Source organism: Nocardia sp. NPDC051981, assembly GCF_040680715.1.
Taxonomy (GTDB): domain Bacteria; phylum Actinomycetota; class Actinomycetes; order Mycobacteriales; family Mycobacteriaceae; genus Nocardia.
This window is the reverse complement of the sequence record NZ_JBFAXK010000028.1, coordinates 82,800-100,376: the sequence shown is the minus strand read 5'-3', so window position 1 is coordinate 100,376 and position 17,577 is coordinate 82,800. Positions and strand designations below refer to the sequence as shown.

18 protein-coding genes and 1 tRNA gene are annotated in these 17,577 nt (G+C 66.6%); 9 read left to right on the top strand and 10 right to left on the bottom strand.

Going from position 1 to position 17,577, the window contains the following annotated elements:
* Nucleotides 1-166: 166 nt before the first annotated feature.
* Both AB0L60_RS34770 and AB0L60_RS34765 read right to left on the bottom strand, forming a co-directional pair.
* The gene (locus AB0L60_RS34770; protein WP_364623100.1) at nt 167-502 is read right to left on the bottom strand and encodes a DUF397 domain-containing protein; all 336 of its coding nucleotides are present in this window, start codon (nt 500-502) and stop codon (nt 167-169) included.
* 10 nt (nt 503-512) lie between these two features.
* Complete coding sequence (locus AB0L60_RS34765) at nt 513-1,376, bottom strand: helix-turn-helix transcriptional regulator (protein ID WP_364623097.1); 864 nt, start codon at nt 1,374-1,376, stop codon at nt 513-515.
* A 423-nt stretch (nt 1,377-1,799) separates the two neighbouring features.
* On the opposite strand from AB0L60_RS34765, the gene AB0L60_RS34760 reads away from it, so the two are divergent.
* Nucleotides 1,800-2,033, top strand: a complete 234-nt coding sequence (locus tag AB0L60_RS34760) for a hypothetical protein (protein WP_364623094.1) — start codon at nt 1,800-1,802, stop codon at nt 2,031-2,033.
* A gap of 339 nt (nt 2,034-2,372) precedes the next feature.
* Here AB0L60_RS34760 and AB0L60_RS34755 read toward each other — a convergent pair whose 3' ends face one another.
* Together AB0L60_RS34755 and AB0L60_RS34750 are read right to left on the bottom strand one after the other, a co-directional pair.
* Entirely contained in the window at nt 2,373-2,753 is a 381-nt protein-coding gene (locus tag AB0L60_RS34755; RefSeq protein ID WP_364623091.1) for a hypothetical protein, read from the bottom strand.
* A gap of 320 nt (nt 2,754-3,073) precedes the next feature.
* Nucleotides 3,074-4,504: a stealth family protein gene (locus tag AB0L60_RS34750; RefSeq protein ID WP_364623168.1), complete on the bottom strand. Its 1,431-nt coding sequence runs from the start codon at nt 4,502-4,504 to the stop codon at nt 3,074-3,076.
* Nucleotides 4,505-5,110: 606 nt separating this feature from the next.
* Between AB0L60_RS34750 and AB0L60_RS34745 the strand changes: the two genes are divergently transcribed.
* The 5 genes from AB0L60_RS34745 (at nt 5,111) to AB0L60_RS34725 (ending at nt 8,051) form a co-directional block, all read left to right on the top strand.
* Nucleotides 5,111-5,590: a hypothetical protein gene (locus tag AB0L60_RS34745; RefSeq protein ID WP_364623088.1), complete on the top strand. Its 480-nt coding sequence runs from the start codon at nt 5,111-5,113 to the stop codon at nt 5,588-5,590.
* Nucleotides 5,591-5,607: 17 nt separating this feature from the next.
* The gene (locus AB0L60_RS34740; RefSeq protein WP_354833161.1) at nt 5,608-6,183 is read left to right on the top strand and encodes a TerD family protein; all 576 of its coding nucleotides are present in this window, start codon (nt 5,608-5,610) and stop codon (nt 6,181-6,183) included.
* Complete coding sequence (locus AB0L60_RS34735) at nt 6,180-6,476, top strand: MTH1187 family thiamine-binding protein (RefSeq protein ID WP_364623083.1); 297 nt, start codon at nt 6,180-6,182, stop codon at nt 6,474-6,476. Before AB0L60_RS34740 ends, AB0L60_RS34735 begins: the two co-directional genes overlap by 4 nt.
* A gap of 228 nt (nt 6,477-6,704) precedes the next feature.
* Nucleotides 6,705-7,712 (top strand): Fic family protein, encoded by a 1,008-nt coding sequence (locus AB0L60_RS34730; protein WP_364623080.1) that lies wholly within the window; start codon nt 6,705-6,707, stop codon nt 7,710-7,712.
* Between the two features lie 24 nt (nt 7,713-7,736).
* Nucleotides 7,737-8,051: an antibiotic biosynthesis monooxygenase gene (locus AB0L60_RS34725; RefSeq protein ID WP_364623077.1), complete on the top strand. Its 315-nt coding sequence runs from the start codon at nt 7,737-7,739 to the stop codon at nt 8,049-8,051.
* Between the two features lie 13 nt (nt 8,052-8,064).
* Here AB0L60_RS34725 and AB0L60_RS34720 read toward each other — a convergent pair whose 3' ends face one another.
* From AB0L60_RS34720 to mfd, 3 genes are all read right to left on the bottom strand, one after another.
* Nucleotides 8,065-9,048, bottom strand: coding sequence for a hypothetical protein (locus AB0L60_RS34720; protein ID WP_364623074.1), 984 nt, complete (start codon nt 9,046-9,048; stop codon nt 8,065-8,067).
* A 98-nt stretch (nt 9,049-9,146) separates the two neighbouring features.
* Entirely contained in the window at nt 9,147-9,866 is a 720-nt protein-coding gene (locus tag AB0L60_RS34715; protein WP_364623165.1) for a MazG family protein, read from the bottom strand.
* Nucleotides 9,867-10,080: 214 nt separating this feature from the next.
* On the bottom strand, nt 10,081-13,698 hold the full coding sequence (gene mfd / locus AB0L60_RS34710) for a transcription-repair coupling factor (protein ID WP_364623071.1): 3,618 nt from the start codon (nt 13,696-13,698) through the stop codon (nt 10,081-10,083).
* A gap of 126 nt (nt 13,699-13,824) precedes the next feature.
* On the opposite strand from mfd, the gene AB0L60_RS34705 reads away from it, so the two are divergent.
* Complete coding sequence (locus AB0L60_RS34705) at nt 13,825-14,217, top strand: DUF1801 domain-containing protein (RefSeq protein ID WP_364623068.1); 393 nt, start codon at nt 13,825-13,827, stop codon at nt 14,215-14,217.
* Between the two features lie 152 nt (nt 14,218-14,369).
* Here AB0L60_RS34705 and AB0L60_RS34700 read toward each other — a convergent pair whose 3' ends face one another.
* Complete coding sequence (locus tag AB0L60_RS34700; protein WP_364623066.1) at nt 14,370-14,747, bottom strand: hypothetical protein; 378 nt, start codon at nt 14,745-14,747, stop codon at nt 14,370-14,372.
* 21 nt (nt 14,748-14,768) lie between these two features.
* On the opposite strand from AB0L60_RS34700, the gene AB0L60_RS34695 reads away from it, so the two are divergent.
* Nucleotides 14,769-15,509, top strand: a complete 741-nt coding sequence (locus AB0L60_RS34695) for a hypothetical protein (protein ID WP_364623063.1) — start codon at nt 14,769-14,771, stop codon at nt 15,507-15,509.
* Nucleotides 15,510-15,622: 113 nt separating this feature from the next.
* On the opposite strand, the gene AB0L60_RS34690 is transcribed toward AB0L60_RS34695, so the two are convergent.
* Nucleotides 15,623-16,270, bottom strand: coding sequence for a TetR/AcrR family transcriptional regulator (locus AB0L60_RS34690; RefSeq protein ID WP_364623060.1), 648 nt, complete (start codon nt 16,268-16,270; stop codon nt 15,623-15,625).
* A gap of 229 nt (nt 16,271-16,499) precedes the next feature.
* On the bottom strand, nt 16,500-17,114 hold the full coding sequence (locus tag AB0L60_RS34685; protein ID WP_354836545.1) for a TetR/AcrR family transcriptional regulator: 615 nt from the start codon (nt 17,112-17,114) through the stop codon (nt 16,500-16,502).
* Between the two features lie 329 nt (nt 17,115-17,443).
* Here AB0L60_RS34685 and AB0L60_RS34680 point away from each other — a divergent pair.
* A tRNA-Gln gene (locus AB0L60_RS34680) sits at nt 17,444-17,514 on the top strand.
* Nucleotides 17,515-17,577: the final 63 nt, after the last annotated feature.

Sequence of the window (17,577 nt, the reverse complement as noted above, 5' to 3'; positions counted from 1 at the left end):
TATCCCGGGCTGTTCGGGACGGCCGAGCAACCACCGATTGCCCTGCGCAGCAGGGATTTGTGTCGCATCCGAAGATGGACTACCTCGGCTGCCGCCGCGATGCGAACCTGCGAGCGGTTCGGTGACCAGAGCGCATCCGAGGGTCATGCATCGACGAAAAGTATTGTTATCGGCCAAATTCGGCATTGGCGACGCCCTTGATGAAGGCGGACCATTCGGCGGGGTTGTAGTCGAGGGTGGTGCCGTGGGGGTTGGTGAGCGTCGCACCGCCAGCGGCGGAGATGGCGACGGACAGGTGGTCACCAATTCGGCCGGAGTTGCCGCTCAGCACGAGATCCAGGAAGGCGGGCCAGAGTTCAGGGGCGATCGCGAGCACTGGTTGATCGTGAGAGGGGCCTGCGTACTTGCTGTCGCGGATCAGTACACGGTCAGCGCCGTGGGCGACCTCGACGCAGGTCCCGTCCCCGCCGCTGAAGGTGGACTTGAAGAATTCGGCACTCACGGTTTTCACCTTAGTTCTGGCCGGCAATCTCCTTCATCAGCTCGAGCGAGCGCTGGTGGTCGAGTGCGATCGATTGGATCTGCTCGAAGAGGTACTCGAGTGCGGTGACTCGCTTCGGATCATCGACGATCTCGAAGTAGGCAGCGGCTTCGATCCAGCCCAGCGTGGGAAGGCGCGCACTCTTGAAGTCCAACAGGTGAAAGGTCGCGGAGTTGAGACTCGCGATAGCGCCGCCCGCCTCGTACGGAATGACGCGGATGTCGAGAGTGCCCGAATGCCTCTCTGCCATCTCAATCAGGTGCTGCAGTTGCCTGCTACGAATGTCGTCGTTGCCGACCTTGTACATCAGGGCCGCCTGGCCCATCACCACGGATAGCTCGAGCGGATCGGGACCTTCGAGTAGCCGCTGCCGCCGGAGCCGCGCGCCGACACGTGGCTCGACCTCGGTTGGCCTACCGGTGGTTACCCGAGCCTTCATGAGAACGCGCGTGTAGTCCTCGATCTGGAGCAGACCGGGTATCACGATGTTCTCGAAGCTGCGGATGCTCTGCGCACCGGCCTCCAGGCCGTAGTAGCGCATGAGCTGTTCGTTGAACAGGGCGGAATACTCGGCGAACGGATGGCGCCCCTTCGCAATGTCGCGAAGCGCCAACAACTCTGCTCGCTCGTCGACGTCGAACTCGAGCAGACCCATGAGGTCCTTCAGCTTCTCCTCGGCGAGCGTGCCTCGCCCCCGGGTGAGTGCGGACCAGTACTGCTGGCTGACATCGAGCGCCTTCGCGATCGTGCTCGTCTTCACTCCGCGATCGTCAGCCCGGTTCCTGATGCGCAGCATCAACTCCCAGTTGGCGACCGTTGGAGACGTACCAGTCATCTCGATCCTTCCTGCGAAGAAACCGCCAACACCGTATAGCACCGGCCAGATCCGGAGTGCCGCTTCAAGGCTTGCTGGTTGTAACAACTAGGCGTAACGTGTGATTTGAACAATAATCATAAGCCGCGGTGGCACATGGACCGCACGGCATCGAAACCCAAGATCCGCAAGCGCATTCAGCGAGGGGCTGGCGTAATGGTTTGGGACATTTGGTTTTTACTTCTGATTACCGCTACCGGAACCGCACTTCTGGCTGTCGCACGGTGGGGATTCGGCGATGCCCGTACGGCCGCACCGGGTCACGCGGGGCTGGTTGCGGGCAGATTTGCCCGCGTGCCGCTACATAACCGCTACCGCGTGCGTGGCAGACACCGCGCGTGGTGACAACGTGCCCTCTTCCCGTCGGATGAACCGGAGTCGATGGTGACCAATCCCTATATCGCGCCCGCCGATCCACCCGCGCACGACCGGGCGGCGGCGCTGCGCGACCATCCCGCATGGCACGCCGAGCCCTCGCGCGGCACGGTGTTCTCCGATCGAGAGATCGAAGCCCTCTTGCACGCCCACAGTGAGGCGTGCGAGAAGGCCGGCTGCGCGCTGCGCCGACACCTCGTGCGGTTGCGTGACGAGCGTGAGCGGGAGGGGCAGCGACCATGATCAGACTGCCCGATTGGGTGAAAGTGGGTGCGCCCGTGCGGTTCCGGATGACCGGAAGGGACGACGCGGACTGCGTCATCACCGCGATCACATCGGCCGGGCGAGTCACTCTCTGCAATGGCGAGTGCTTCGACTCGACCCACCTGACGTCCGGAAGTCACGATGCCGCACGATATTTCGAGAAGCTCAACCGCTTGTCGAGAGTGACGAAATCGGTGCGCAAAGCCTGACTCGAGGTGCCGGCGGCCGCGCTGGAAGATGCGCGCTTCGTTCCGAGGTCATCACACGCCGATGTGGAGCGCGCTGACAGCGCGCTCCACAGGATCATGAAGTGGGTATTCAGTCGATCTTGACGCTGAGGCCGTAGTCGACGGTGCTGTGACTGGGCGAGGACACGGTGAGCCGGTAGGAACCGTTGACCGGCAGGGTGACCGAGGTCCACTGGCGCTGATAGGACAGGGTTCCGGTGGGGCCGGTGATGGTGACCGTCGCGTCCGACCAGTAGGGGGTGGCCTCGACCACCATGACCTGGCCGCCGCGAGCGTCGACCTGGTAGGTGTCGTGGCTGAAGCCGGTCAGGCGCCCGCTGACGTAGCCGTTGTCGGCGCCGTAGGCGAAGTAGATCTGGTGCACGTCGTCCGCGGAGGCGGGGCCGGCGCCGAGGATGGTGGCGGTCGAGGCGGCGGCGAGGACGGCGGCGGCGAGGAATTTCTTTTTCATGCTGCCGAGAGTGAGCGGCGGCACCAATCAGATTCCAACCGAACACTATTGGCGCATATCAGCGCCACCGCTCAGCGGCCGGCGCTCTCGCGGTAGCGGACTCGTATGGAGCAAGGACACACCCATCCCAGGGTTGGAGGTCCTCACACCGACCTACTCGCGCCATTGTTGGAACGTGGAATCCCCCTGCAAAGGTGCTCACACCTTCAATCCGTACGCACTCTGAGCGACTGCCCGGGTTCGCCGCGTGAGTGCGCGCCGAACCCGGGCCCGGTCCGGCAGCCCCCACCGGACGGTTGACAGTCGTTGCGCAGGACGGGTCAGGCCGCGCCGGACTCGAAGGCCGTCATGGTGCCGACGGTGGCATCCGGCTTTTCCCAGGGGGCCGGATCCGGGAAGTAGGTTTCCAGGAATTCCGAGACGGCGCGGACCCGTTCGGCCTCCGGGACCTCCGGGAAACTGCCGTCATTGAGGCAGAAGAAATCCACGTTGCGGCGTTTGGCCAGGCCATCGAGCAGGGCCAGGCCCGTGTACATGGTGGTGTCCACATAGCGCATCTTGGCGGCCTCCTGCGGGACCGCGCGGCCCGTGAGCAGGGCGTAGTAGTGGTACAGGGAATTCGTCACCGAGATATCGGTGGCGGCGCGGAAGCGGCTGGCTCGGGTACGCGCGAAATCCTCGGCGAAGACCTGCTCCATTTCCACGAGCACACTGCGACGCAAGGGAACCGGCGTGTGCTCCAGGTGGCGGGTGATGACATGGCCGAAACGCTGGGTCAGCAGGGCGCGGTTGACGCGGGCCGCGTTCTCGAAACCGCTGCGGCGTTCGTTGTTGGCGCCCGGGCCGATTCGGGTGCCCGCTTCAATATAGCGGCTGATGCCCGCGGGAGTGAAGAACATGGACGGGCGCACGGGGCGGGCGAAGAACATGTCGTCGTTGGAGTAGAGGAAGTGCTCCGACAAGCCCTCGATGTGCTGCAGTTGGCATTCGATCGCATGGGAATTGAACACCGGCAGGTCGCTGATGTCGGAGAAGTGGTCCACCGCACGGACAATGGTGACCTTCGGGTCGTCGGCCAGCCAGTCCGGAATCCGGGAATCGGTGGCGATGAAGATGCGGCGGATCCACGGCGCGTTCTTGTGCACCGAGCGCAGGGCGTAGCGCAGTTCGTCGATCTGGCGGATGCGGGCGTCCGCCTCGTCGCCCTCGCCGACCACCACCTGCGCCATCATTCCGGCACGGCGGGCGCGGAATTCGGGGTCGGTGCCGTCCACCCACGAGAAGACCAGATCGATGTCGAAGCCGACATCGGTCGGGTTGGGGGTGAACATCCCCGCCAGGGTGGGCCAGCTGGCGTCGTAGAGCAGCACGGTGGCGGGTTCCACGTCGGCGACGTCGAAGACCATGCGGGTCAGGGCATTCGGGCGCGGGCACTCGACGGTGTCGCCGTGGTACTCCCACAGCTCGAGCTCCACGTGATGGGCCGGGTCCAGGTCGCGACCGAGGCGGAAGACATTGTGCGGCTTCTCGTTGCAGGAGAAGCCCGCGACCATCGCGGCGCCCAGCACCCGTCTCAGGGCCGACCGATGACCGCTGTCCACGGCCAGTACCAGCCGATGGTCGGCGTCGCGCACCAGCACGAACGGCACGTCCGCGGCGGCCAGTTCGCCACGCAGGTAACGCAGATCGTCGATGACCGCATCCGATACCACCAGATTCGCCGCGGTCGCGCGCCCCACCATCTCCACCATTTCCGGCTGCTGCCCCGAACCCAGATCCGCCATCACCATCTCCGCTCTCTTCGCGCTGTTCACCTCACATCTGCAGCCCCGCACCGGCGCGACCGGACGCCGGGCGGACCCGGTACCGGCAGCGTCGTGAAACCTGTTGGGCAGTCAGAAGAACGGAGCGGACAGGGCGGTGCGAGGTGTATTCCACGGTCGTCGCTGATACGGCCGGAATCCCATTCGCACTCACCTCACTCGTTCACATGGCGCCTGCCGCGCCGGTTTGGGAAAAGCTGCTGCGTTCGTCGACACCCGGATGGGCGGACGATATTCACCGGGCGGTCATCGGCCGGTTACTCGCATGACCTCGTTCAGTCGAGGGACTGTAACGAATGATGCAACCGTTATCGCTTCTCGTCAATCTGTTTCCACGCAGGTCCGGCGGTGTTTTCACAGTCGTAACGGACGAACCTCGCGGAACCGGCACGCCGCGGGTCCCGATCGGACGCCAGCGGGCCAGCGCGGCAACGGCATACACTTGCGGCAGCACAGTCCAGCTCGCTGTGTGGAGCCGATGGTGAGGTGACGGGGATGGTAGCCGAAGCGCGGGAACGTCAGGAGCCCTCGACAGTGACGGAGCCGGACGACACCGAGCCGACAGCACATCCGACCGACCACCCCGAACTGGACGCCCTGCCCGAATGGCCGCAGGACACCATTGCGGTCCTCGTCACCACCGATCCGGCACCGCACGCCATCCCGGTCTCCTGGCCGGTGCGCGCCGGTGATCGCCGAATCCTGCTCAGCCTCAAGTTCGATCGCGGCTCGCTGGCGCGGCTGCGGGAACGTCCCGAGATCGCGCTGCTGATTCTGGGCGGCGGCGATGTGGCGCTGTGCGCCCGCGGCACCGCCACCGTGATCGCCGATCCCATGCCGGACGCGGACGACTATGTGGCGGTGGAATTGACCGTCGAGGTGATCGACGACCACCGGCAATCAGCATTCTCGGTCGCCACGGGAATTCAGCGCACCGTCCTCGACGACAGCGAACTACGCTATCTGGAGAAACGAGTCGCGACGCTCAAAGCGATGGCGGCCGACCGCAACTGAGTATCGAAGGAGTCCGTGTGTCTGTCAGCTTGGCCAAGGGCGGAAACGTTTCGCTGTCCAAACAGGCCCCCAACCTGACCAAGGTCGCGGTGGCGCTGGGCTGGGACGTGCGCACCACCACCGGCGCCGATTACGACCTGGACGCCAGCGCACTGGCTTGCGGATCCAATCAGCGCGTGCTCTCCGACGCGCACTTCATCTTCTACAACAACCTGCGCTCCCCCGAGGGCACCATCGAGCACACCGGCGACAACCTCACCGGCGCGGGCGACGGTGACGACGAGGTGATCAATGTCGACCTGGCCGCCATGCCGCCGACCATCACCAATATCTTCTTCCCGGTCTCCATCCACGAGGCCGACGTCCGCCGCCAGTCCTTCGGCCAGGTCCGCAACGCCTACATCCGCGTGATCGACGCCGTGACCAGTTCCGAACTGGCGCGCTTCGACCTCACCGAGGACGCCTCCACCGAAACCGCCATGGTCTTCGGCGAGCTCTACCGCCACGGCCCTGAGTGGAAGTTCCGCGCCATCGGCCAGGGCTACGCCTCCGGCCTGGCCGGCATCGCCCGCGACTACGGCGTGAACGTGTGATCATCGCCTTCTCCGTGACCCCGCTCGGCGTCGGCGAGAACGTCGGCCGCGCCGTCGCCGAAGCGGTCCGGATCGTCCGCGCCAGCGGCCTCCCCAACGAGACCAATGCCATGTTCACCACCATCGAGGGTGAATGGGACGAGGTCATGGCCGTCGTCAAGCAGGCCACCGACGCGGTCATGGCAGTCGCCCCACGCTGCAGCCTCGTCCTGAAAGCCGACATCCGCCCGGGCGTCACCGATGCCATGAAAGCCAAGGTCGAAACCGTCGAACGGTACCTCGCCGAAGACTGAACCCGCAGACAGATCCCTGTCCTGATGTCCTAAGTTTTAGGACACGAGCCAGACTTGTGTCCTAAGATTCAAGACAACAGGACATGGAGGACAGCCATGCTCTACTCCACACCCGAAATGGATGACGTCGACACGACCGTGTTGGCCGGCATCTACCAGCGGCGGGACACCCTGGCATCCGCGATGCGAGTACCCAAGCGGTGGCCTGGGCTGTTGCGTCGCAACCTCATGGCCCGCGCCATCCAAGGCTCGAACAGCATCGAGGGCTATGTCGTCAATACAGACGATGCGGCAGCCGCAGTGGACTACGAAGAGGCACTCACCGCCGACGAACGAACCTTCGCCGAAATTCGGGGTTATCGGCAGGCACTGGGTTACGTCCTCACCATGGCCCAGGGCAACACTGCGATCGACGAATCGGCGCTCAAAGCCCTGCACTACATGATGCTAGGCCACGATCTCGGCAAGAGTCCGGGCCAATATCGCACCGGGCCGATCTACGTGCGGAAAGACAACGGCGACACCGTTTACGAAGGCCCCGGATCGGCAACAGTGCCGGGATTGATGAGTGAGCTCGCAGAAACCCTTGCCACGGAGGCTGATCCGATCATCGCCGGGGCAATGGCACATTTGAATCTGGTAATGATTCACCCCTTCCGGGACGGGAACGGGCGTATGGCACGGGCGCTACAGACGCTCGTGGTATCGCGCGGCGGCCTGGCCGAGCCGACCTTCTGCAGCATCGAGGAATGGCTCGGGGTGAATACCGAGGACTACTACAGGGTCCTCGCCAAAACGGGCGCGGGCAGTTGGAGTCCCCGCCGCGACGCCCGTCTGTGGGTTCGGTTCAACCTGCGCGCGCATGACATCCAGGCGCAGACCGTCGAGGGCCGCATGCGGCGCACCGCCGAAGCATGGTCGCGTCTCGACGATCTAGTTGCGGCTCAGAAGCTTCCGGATCGGGTAACCGACATCCTCTACGACGCCCTGATCGGCTTCCGAATCCGCCGTCACGGCTACCTCACCCGAGCTGATATCGACGAGCGCACCGGGTCCCGGGATCTGAAGGCGCTCACCGATATCGGACTGCTGGCCGCCCGAGGCGAGACACGCGCCCGGCACTATGTGGCGGGTGAGAGGCTACTCGAGCTGCGAATGAGTCTGCGCGAGAACGTTCCTCGCACCATTGTCGATCCCTACCCCCGGCTGCGCGCCGAATTGTTCGAACCCGAATAGGAGCGATCTTGGCGAGGAGTAGTCATGTTTGTCGTCGTCAATGAGTTGTTCGTGGCGGACGCGGATCGAGAAGTGTTCGAACGGAACTTCGGGGCGAGCATGCGGGGGACGCTGTCGGCGGTGCCAGGGCTGGTGGGGGCGCGGCTGATGCGCGCCCGGGAGGTCGGGCGCGGCTACGTGTCGATGCTCGAATTCGCCGATGAGGCCGCATATATCGGGTACCTGGAGTCGGATGCGTTTCGGGCGGCACACGACTGGCCCGACCACGCGCCGATCGAGAGCAACGTATTGAGCACCTATTCGGTGATCACCGACATGGTCGAGAACGTCCGGCCCTGAGCGGTCCGCGCGGTCAGGAGATGCGCTGGCGGAGCCAGGTGGGGATTTCGTCGCCGGCGCGGGGGTAGGTGGCGAGTTCGCGGCGGCATTCGTCGGGTTCGGGGATGGGGAGCCAGTCGGGAATTTCCTTGAAGGACAGGGTGAATTCGGCCTTGGTGGAGGCGGCGCGGAGGACGACCTGGCCGCTGAGCCAGGTGCCGGTCATCTGGTCGTAGCAGACTTCCTTGAGCCGGTTGAGGAGGGTGAGGATCTCCTCGGAGGGCTGGAGCTCGTCGGTGTGATCGGCGTCGGGGTCGGTCAGTTCCAGCTGGATGCCGGCGTGGCCGTCGTCGCCGACCAGGGAGAACCACAGGACCGCGAGATTCCAGCCGACGGGGAGCGCTTCGGTGAGGGCGCTCACGAGCGCGCTCTCCACCATGTCGCGATCGGGTGAGCGGGGCGCGGCCGGCGGCGCGTCGGCGGGCGCGTCCTCGACGGCACGCACCGACAGACCGGGATGATGCTCCCGCATCACGTCCACCACCATCGGCACCGGCACCGGCAACCGCTCGGCCACGATGAACAGCCGGCGGTCCGGATTGCGGCGCATGGTCACATCGCCGAGTGCCTGTACGCGGTCACGGAATTCGGCCGGATCGCGCAGCACCACCTCGGCGAACATCTCCGCGCGACCGCCCTTGCGCAGCCGCCCGATGCCCAGCCGCACCCGCTCCACCTCCGCCCACGCCACATGCGGAAACCCGCGATAGGTGAAGCCCTGGTCGGTGACCAGCAGGGTCGGCTGCGGGCGGAGCAGATCCTCGAGCATGGCGTACACCCCGAAACCGAACAACGCCATGGCCAATCCGCCGAGCACCCGCATGACCAGCTGCTCACTGCCGTCGAACACCACGAAACCGGGTAGCGCGGTCATCAATAGGAAGAAGACCAGCGCGATGATCGCACCCGTTCGTGGCGGGTAGTACTCGGTTATCGACTCGCGCCCCGAAGCATGCACCCCTCTGACGCTAGCCGAAACGAGCCGAAGGCAACACCGCCGTTATCGCCCGGCATCCCGACCGCGACGCCCGATCCGTCCGCGGTGCCGGATCCCGATCAGCCGCGCGGCCAGTACCGGTACCAGTCCGCGGCGGCCAGCGCGCGCCGCTCGCCCCGGTCGATTTCCGCGGCATCCTCGGCGGCGCGGATGGCGGTGGCGAACGCGAGAGTGGCCTTGCGCAACCGCTCTTCGGCACTGTCCGGCCCGCCGAGCTCCACGACACGCAGAGCGCCGGGAATCAGCTCCTCGGGTAAACCCGCCTTGATGCCTCGCGAGCGAACCTTCTCCGCCAGGGCCAGCGCGGGCTGCGCCATGGCAATGCCGTCCAGGCAGGAGCGCCGCGCCTTCTCGGCGGATTTGCGCTCCTCCCAAGCCTTTTCCTGGGCCGCGATCTTGTCGGCGACCGCCGCGGCCGGATCGATGCCGTATTCGCCGGGGCCGTGCTCACCGATCAGATGCGGACTGCGGTGCACCAGCTTGGACACCAGGGCCGCGGCTACGTCCGCCACGGTGAATTCCCCTGCGGCCTCGGCGATCCGGGAGTGGAACAGCACCTGCAGCAGCAGATCCCCCAGCTCCTCCTTGATGGTCTCCGCGTCTTCGGCCTGAATGGCGTCCAGGAGTTCGTACGTCTCCTCCAACAGGTACGGCCGCAGCGAATCATGCGTCTGCGTCACCTCCCACCCGCCGAAGTTCCACAGCCGGTCCATCACCTCGACCGCCTCGCCCAGCGCCGCGATCATGCGCGCGGTATCCGCCGCGGATTCGGCCGCCATCGCCTCCCGCCCCGCCTCGCCACGCCCGAAACTGCATCCCGCGCTGGGCCGTTCCGAGGCCCGCCGGACCGACTCGCCCGGCCGGGCCGACTCCGCTCCCGCGCCGTTCCCGGTACTCATCACGCCACCGCAGCCGCGGGCCGGACGCACGAAGCCGTCGGCGAGACGGCCCACCCTGCGGACGCCCGTGGCGGGATTGCGTTGGTCGGACAACTCATCGGGGAGCCAGCACCTCGGCCGCGACCTTGACATCCACTGCGCCCGGGGCCTTTCCGTCCAGGGCGAGCAGCAGGTCCGCGACGAACTGGAGCAGCTGCACGTCACGGACGCGGGCCGCGCCGACGCTGTCCTCGACGCGCGGCAGCGGCAGCTGGACGATGCCGGTCGCCGGGCGGTAGGTGGCGTTGGGGTACAGCCGCTTCAGCCGCAGCTGCTTGGAGTCCGGGAGCTGCAGCGGCGACACCTTCAGAGTGGTTCCGGTGACACCGATCTCGGCGATGGCGTACTCGCGCGCCAGCAGGCGCAGCTTGGCGACCGAGACCAGGCGGCCGACCTCCACGGGGAGCGGGCCATAGCGGTCCACCAGCTCCTCCACCACGGCCGAGAGCGCCGAATCGTCCTGGGCGGCGGCGAGTTTGCGGTACGCCTCCAGGCGCAGGCGGTCGGAGGCGATGTAGTCGGGCGGAATGTGGGCGTCCACCGGCAGGTCGATGCGGACCTCCTTGACCTCCTCGTCCACCGAGATCGGGCGGCCGTCGGCGGCGGCCCGGTAGGCCTCCACCGCCTCGCCGACCAGGCGCACGTACAGGTCGAAGCCGACGCCCGCGACATGGCCGGACTGCTCGGCGCCCAGCACATTGCCGGCGCCGCGAATCTCGAGGTCCTTCATGGCCACCGCCATGCCGGCGCCCAGATCCGAGTTCTGCGAGATGGTCGCGAGCCGGTCATAGGCGGTCTCGGTGAGCGGCTTCTCCGGCGGGTACAGGAAGTAGGCGTAGCCGCGTTCCCGCGAGCGGCCGACCCGCCCGCGCAGCTGGTGCAGCTGCGAAAGGCCCAGGGCGTCGGCGCGTTCCACGATCAGGGTATTGGCATTGGAGATGTCGAGACCGGTCTCGATGATGGTGGTGCACACCAGCACATCGAATTCTCGCTCCCAGAAGCCCTGCACGGTCTTCTCGAGCATGTCCTCGTTCATCTGCCCGTGCGCGACCACCACGCGCGCCTCCGGCACCAGGTCGCGAATCCGCTTGGCCGCCTTGTCGATCGACGACACCCGATTGTGCACGTAGAACACCTGGCCGTCGCGCAGCAGCTCACGGCGGATGGCCGCGGCCACCTGCTTGTCGTTGTAGCCGCCCACATAGGTGAGCACCGGATGCCGCTCCTCCGGCGGGGTCAGGATGGTCGACATCTCGCGAATGCCGGCGAGCGACATCTCCAGCGTGCGCGGAATCGGCGTGGCGGACATGGTCAGGACGTCCACGTGGGTGCGCAGCGCCTTGATGTGCTCCTTGTGCTCGACGCCGAACCGCTGCTCCTCGTCGATGACGACCAGGCCCAGGTCCTTCCAGCGCACCCCGGTCTGCAGCAGACGATGGGTGCCCACCACGATGTCGACATCCTTGGTGGTCATGCCCTCCAGGATTTCCCGCGATTCGGCCGCATCGGTGAAGCGGGACAGGCCCTTCACCACCACCGGGAAACCGGCCATCCGCTCGGTGAAGGTCTGCAGATGCTGTTGCGCCAGCAGCGTGGTCGGCACCAGCACGGCCACCTGCTTGCCGTCCTGCACCGCCTTGAAGGCCGCGCGCACCGCGATCTCGGTCTTGCCGTAGCCGACGTCACCGCAGATGACGCGGTCCATCGGGACCGCCTTCTCCATATCCGACTTCACCTCGGCGATGGCCGAGAGCTGATCGACGGTCTCGGTGAACGCGAAGGCGTCCTCCATCTCCTGCTGCCACGGCGTGTCCGCGCCGAAAGCGTGGCCGGGCGCGGCCTGCCGGGCGGCATAGAGCTGCACCAGCTCGGTGGCGATCTCGCGAACCGCCTTGCGCGCCTTGCGCTTCGTATTGGCCCAGTCGGAACCGCCCAGTTTGGACAGCGAGGGCATCTCGCCGCCGACATAGCGCGACAGCTGATCCAGCGAGTCCATCGGCACGAACAACCGGTCCCCCGGCTGGCCGCGCTTGCTGGGCGCGTACTCGATGACCAGGTACTCGCGGCGCGCGCCGCCGACGGTCCGCTCGATCATCTCCACGAAGCGGCCGATGCCGTGCTGGTCGTGCACCACCATGTCGCCGGCGGTCAGCGCCAGCGGATCGACCTGGTTGCGCCGCCGCGCGGGCAGCTTCTTGCCCTCACCGGGCGCGGTGACCCGGTTGCCGGTGAGGTCGGATTCCGCGATCACCACCAGCTTGGCGTCGTCGAACACCACGCCGTCGTGCAGCGACCCGCACAGCACGCCGACCAGTCCGCGCACCGGCTCGGCACCGGCCTCCAGCGCCGCCGCGGGCACCTCGGCATCGGCGAGCCGCTCCAGAATGCGTTGCGCCGTACCGTGTCCGGCCACCACGATGACCGCGCGACCACCGGTCGCGACATGCGCGCGCAGCGAGGCGAAGATGGTGGCGACCAGCTCCTCCGAACCGCGCGCCGAGGCGGCGGCCAGCACCGGCAGCGCGATCTCCTTCGGATCGTCGGCGGCCAGCGGGCTCAGCGTCCACCAGGGCAGGCCGCGCCGCTCGGCATCGGCGTGCACCACATCCAGCCCCCGGTAGCCGGAGGCGGCCAGATCCAGCCCGTGCGCGCCCAGCGGGGCGGCCCCGCCGAAGGAGGCCGCCGTCCACGACGCCTCCAGGAACTCCTGCCCGGTGCGCACCAGGTCGGCGGCGCGGGTGCGGACCTTCTCCGGATCGCACAGCAGCACATGGGTTTCCGCTGGCAGCGCGTCCACCAGCAGTTGCAGCTCACCGGGCTGCAGCACCGGCAGCAGCGCCTCCATGCCCTCCACCGGGACGCCCTGGGAGATCTTCTCCAGCATCTCCACCAGCGCGGCATCGGCCGGATTCTCGGCGGCCACCTGGGCGGCGCGTTCCCGCAGGGCGTCGGTGAGCAGCAGTTCCCGGCACGGCGGCGCGACCACCAGATCGATCGGCACCTCGTGGATCGAGCGCTGGTCCTGCACCGAGAAGGCGCGCACCTCGGAGACCTCGTCGCCCCAGAACTCCACGCGCACCGGATGATCCGCGGTCGGCGGGAAGACGTCCAGAATACCGCCGCGCACCGCGAACTCGCCGCGCTTGCCGACCATGTCGACCCGCTCGTAGGCGAATTCCACCAGCCGCGTGAGCAATTGGTCGAAGTCGAACTCGGCGCCGCGGCGCAGCACGATGGGTTCGATCTCCCCGAGCCCCGCCGCCATCGGCTGCATGAGCGAGCGCACCGTGGTGACCACCACCCGCAGCGGACCCGCGAACCCCGGGTCCTCCGGATGCGCCAGCCGGCGCAGCACCTGCAGCCGCCGGCCCACGGTGTCCGCGCCCGGCGAGAGCCGCTCGTGCGGCAGCGTCTCCCAGGACGGGAACAGTGCGACCGTGTCCCCCAGCATCTCCGTCAGCTCGACGGCCAGATCGTCGGCCTCCCGCCCGGTGGCCGTCACCACCAGCAGCGGGCGGTGCCCGGCAATCGTCGACGCCACGAACGGCCGCACCGCCGACGGCGCGACCAGCATCGCCGACTTCCGGCCGATCAGGCTCGCGACCTGCTCCAGCGCGGCATCGGCACCGGCCACCGCAGCCAGTCCCGCCAGAGGTGGACGTTGGGTGGTCATGGGGCAGACTCCTCGGCGCAGATCAGCGTTTCAGACAGCCAACTGAGTCTAGTCACCCGCTGTGACAGCTTCACCACGCAGACGCTTCTCGGCCCCCGGGCGCCCCGGCCGTGCTTGGATGGCGGAATGTCCCATGCGAGCGATCCGCGGGTGGACGCCTACATCGACGCCCTGCCCGGCTGGCAACAGGCCATCTGCTGCCAGGTCCGCGACCTCGTGCACGCGGCCGACCCGGCGGTCGAGGAGACCATCAAACGCACGGTCCGGCCCTACTTCGTGCTCGACGGCAATATCTGCGCGCTGCTCGCCACCAAGAAGGCCGTCGACGTCTTCCTCTACGACGCGGCCATCGTGCCCGATCCCGAGGGCATCATCACCGGTGGTCACGACAACAAGACCGCCCGCATGATCGCCGTGGCGGAGGGCGAAACCCTCAATGCTCCAGCCCTTCTCGCCATGTTCCGGCAGATCATCGCCAACAACCGCGCGGGCGGCCGGCGAAAACTCGAGGGCGAGTAGCCCGTCCCGGGCGCTGCCGCCGATTTCGCCGACCTACCGGCGTCGGGGCCCTGTGATAACAATGGTCCCCGCGGGGAGGAAGTCCGGGGCTCGACCCGCTGCGACCAGAACGCCCGGGTCCAGGGGACAGCATGACCACACCGCCACCCGCGTCACCCTCCGGCGGGCAACCGGATCACCACAGCAATCCATCGCAGTCGGACAGCCAGTGGGCACCCACCCAGCAGTGGCACGGGCAACCCGCTCAGACGCAGTTTCCGCCACAGCGCCAGTTCCCATCGCAGCAGCAATTCGGGCAACCACAGCAGCAGCTCGGACAGCCCCAGAACTTCGCCCCGGGGCCGGGTCACGATGTTCCGCAGCCGGGGTTCCCGCCACCAGGGTTCGGTTCGCCGCAGGGACCGGGCTTCGATCCGCAGTTCGGTTCTCCGCAGGCACAGTTCGGTGCCCCGCAGGGCCAGTTCGGTATGCCGCAAGGACAATTCGCGCAGCAGCAGCCCTTCGCCGCACCGGGTCAGTTCGGCGCACAAGCGCCAGTGGTCACACAACCGGTGGGACGCAACAGGAATCGGATGATCCTGGTGGCGCTGGCCGGAGTCGCGGTGCTGGTCGTGAGTGCGGTGATCGCCGTGGTGGCGACGCGGTCGGATGATTCGGGCGGCACGCAGGCCCAGTCCCCGGAGACGTCGAGCGCGGCCGCCACCACGAAAACTGGAGCGGGCACGAGCGATCCGGCGGCGATGGTGCTGGCCGTCGACGACCTGCCGGTCGGGTGGACCGAGGACACCAAGAAGGAACAGCAGACCAACGACGGCACCGATGAGGCCAGGGTCTCGGGTGAGACTCCGGACTGCACCGCGAAGCTGAAGAAGGAGGCCGCCCCGCCCGCGACCAAACCGGCGGCGAAGGCCACCTCCGCCTTCGGCCAGAAGGGCGGCTACGGCGGGGCGTCGGTGACGACGACGGTCGCGTTCCGCACCCCCGCCGAGATCAAGAGCGAATTCGACGAGGAGAAGGACGCCTCCGACAACTGCCCGACAGTGATCTACGACGGCATGCAGATCGTGTACACGAAGATCTCGAACATTCCGGCGGTGGGCGACGAGATCATCGGCTACCAGATGGACGCCACGGCGGCCGGCGGCGGCCAGGCCCGCGGCCTGCACTATGTCTGCCGGTCGGGCGGGAAGATCTGGTACTTCGACTACAACGCCAACGTCAACGACTACCACGCCGACGAGGCCAACCGCCTGTTCACCAAGGCGCTCACCAAGTGGCAGGCGGGGCTCTAGTAGCCGATTCGCGAAACCCGCAGCACCGCAACACTGCCCGCTATGTGCTCACACGCACCGCACGGTGCTCACCACACTGCACCGTGCAGAGTCTGACTGCACCGTGCTCGGTCTCACTGCACGTAGCGGCGCAGGCGCCGAGCCGCGAATTCGCGGAAGTAGGCGACCTTCTCCTCGGGCACGATGCTCGGCAGCAGGAAGTACCAGGCCCGCTCCATACGAGTCGCCATCTGATCGATGGACTCGGTGCTGACCGCGACGATATGGACGCCGCTGGTTATCTCCTGCAGCAGCATGCCGATGGTGTCGGGATCCAGGTCGGGTTTGAGATCCCCCTGGGTGATCGCGCGTTCGGCGAGCAAACGGTGCGTCTCACCCCAGGTCTTGGCGATATTGTCGCCGGTCGCGCCGCGGTAGTCGCCGATCTGGTGGGTCAGTTTGAGCATCGCGCCCACCATCGGATCGTTCATGGTGAGGTCGGCGACCACATAGGTGATCCCGATGCACGCCTCCAGCGCCGGCACCCGCGGATCGAAGAATCCCTGGCATGCGCTGACCAGTCGCTCGTTGCCCTGATCGACGACCGCGCGCGCCAGTTCTTCCTTGGATCCGAAGTGAAAGTACAACGCGCCCTTGGTCACATTCGACTGCGCGATGATCTCGGACAGGGACGCGTTCGCGTAGCCCAGTCGCAGAAAGACATCGGCCGCGCCCGCGAGCACGGAATCGCGAGTGATCTCCGCACGCGCCTGCCTAGCCATCAGAGCCGCCTGTCATCAAACCAGCCATCCTGAAGTAGACCGATATCCCGAAGTTGACCGACATCACAGTTCGAACAGCACTCGAAGGATGGGTGAACCGTACCACCCGGCTGCGTGCTGCCAGTCGATTCGAGCATTCGACCCGTCCTCCTTCGCAATTCGCTGGTTAACTGTCCAGTTCTGCCCCGCTAGGACAGACATATCAGACCTGAATTCAAACCGCCGGGTTCTATAACCCCTTGCCGCTCGGCCATTCCGACGCCAGCTGGGGTTCCGCCTCCAAATGAGTGAGGCCGTTCCAGCACAGGTTCACCAGGTGCGCGGCCACCACTTCCTTGGATGGCTGGCGCTCGTCCAGCCACCAGGTCGCCGCCGTCGCAACCATTCCCACCAGGGCCTGCCCGTACAGCGTCGCCAGCGTCGGATCCAGCCCGCGCCGCTCGAAATCCCCGGCCAGAATGTGCGCCACCTGATTCACGGCCTCGTTCAGCAGACTCGAGTAGGTGCCCTCCGCGGCCGACACCGGCTGATCCCGCATGAGGATCCGGAAACCGTCGGTGCGCTCCTCCATATAGGTGAGCAACGCCAGCGCCACCTGCTCCAGCCGCACCCGCGAACGATTCTGGGTGAGCGAGGAGGTAATCATCTCCAGCAGCGTCGACATCTCCCGGTCGACCACCACGGCGTAGAGCCCCTCCTTGCCGCCGAAGTGCTCGTACACCACCGGTTTCGACACCTGGGCCCGCGCCGCGATCTCCTCGATCGAGGTGGCGTCGTACCCCCGCTCCGCGAACAGCGCCCGGCCGATCTCGATGAGCTGCTGGCGGCGCTGAGTGCCGGTCATGCGCGCCCGCGCGGGCCGATTGCCCTCACCGCCCGTCATCGCTACCGCCTCCCTACTCCGCCGTCAGACCGCTCATAACTGTTCCAGACTCTCCAGGAGAATGCGGCCAGGGGGCACTCGCCGTCCGTATTCGCCAACGTAACAACTGATTTGTCTCGATCGGGGCAACTCCCGGGGTACGCGGTGAGTCCGTTGCGTCGTAACCGCCGGTCCGCGACGCGAACCGGCCCCGCACGTGACTCGTCGGCAAGAAACACGGAGAGGCGGGGGAGCACAGTTCGACGTAGAGGCGTACTTCATGCGAGGATCAGACCCGCATGACGCGCCAATCCGCCGTGGTGTAATGGCAGCACAACTGATTTTGGTTCAGTTTGTCCAGGTTCGAGTCCTGGCGGCGGAGCTCACGAGCAGGGTCGATATGGTGGGCCCGCGCAGAATCGCTGACCACGCTGTGGGTGCTGAC

Bases quoted from the DNA above. Each gene is read 5' to 3' on its own strand.
- AB0L60_RS34690 (WP_364623060.1), bottom strand. From the start codon at position 16,270: ATGGCTAGGCAGGCGCGTGCGGAGATCACTCGCGATTCCGTGCTCGCG.
- AB0L60_RS34715 (WP_364623165.1), bottom strand. From the start codon at position 9,866: ATGGCGGCCGAATCCGCGGCGGATACCGCGCGCATGATCGCGGCGCTG.
- AB0L60_RS34765 (WP_364623097.1), bottom strand. From the start codon at position 1,376: ATGACTGGTACGTCTCCAACGGTCGCCAACTGGGAGTTGATGCTGCGC.
- AB0L60_RS34755 (WP_364623091.1), bottom strand. From the start codon at position 2,753: ATGAAAAAGAAATTCCTCGCCGCCGCCGTCCTCGCCGCCGCCTCGACC.
- AB0L60_RS34725 (WP_364623077.1), top strand. From the start codon at position 7,737: ATGTTTGTCGTCGTCAATGAGTTGTTCGTGGCGGACGCGGATCGAGAA.
- AB0L60_RS34685 (WP_354836545.1), bottom strand. From the start codon at position 17,114: ATGACCGGCACTCAGCGCCGCCAGCAGCTCATCGAGATCGGCCGGGCG.
- AB0L60_RS34730 (WP_364623080.1), top strand. From the start codon at position 6,705: ATGGCCCGCGCCATCCAAGGCTCGAACAGCATCGAGGGCTATGTCGTC.
- mfd (WP_364623071.1), bottom strand. From the start codon at position 13,698: ATGACCACCCAACGTCCACCTCTGGCGGGACTGGCTGCGGTGGCCGGT.
- AB0L60_RS34705 (WP_364623068.1), top strand. From the start codon at position 13,825: ATGTCCCATGCGAGCGATCCGCGGGTGGACGCCTACATCGACGCCCTG.
- AB0L60_RS34750 (WP_364623168.1), bottom strand. From the start codon at position 4,504: ATGGTGGAGATGGTGGGGCGCGCGACCGCGGCGAATCTGGTGGTATCG.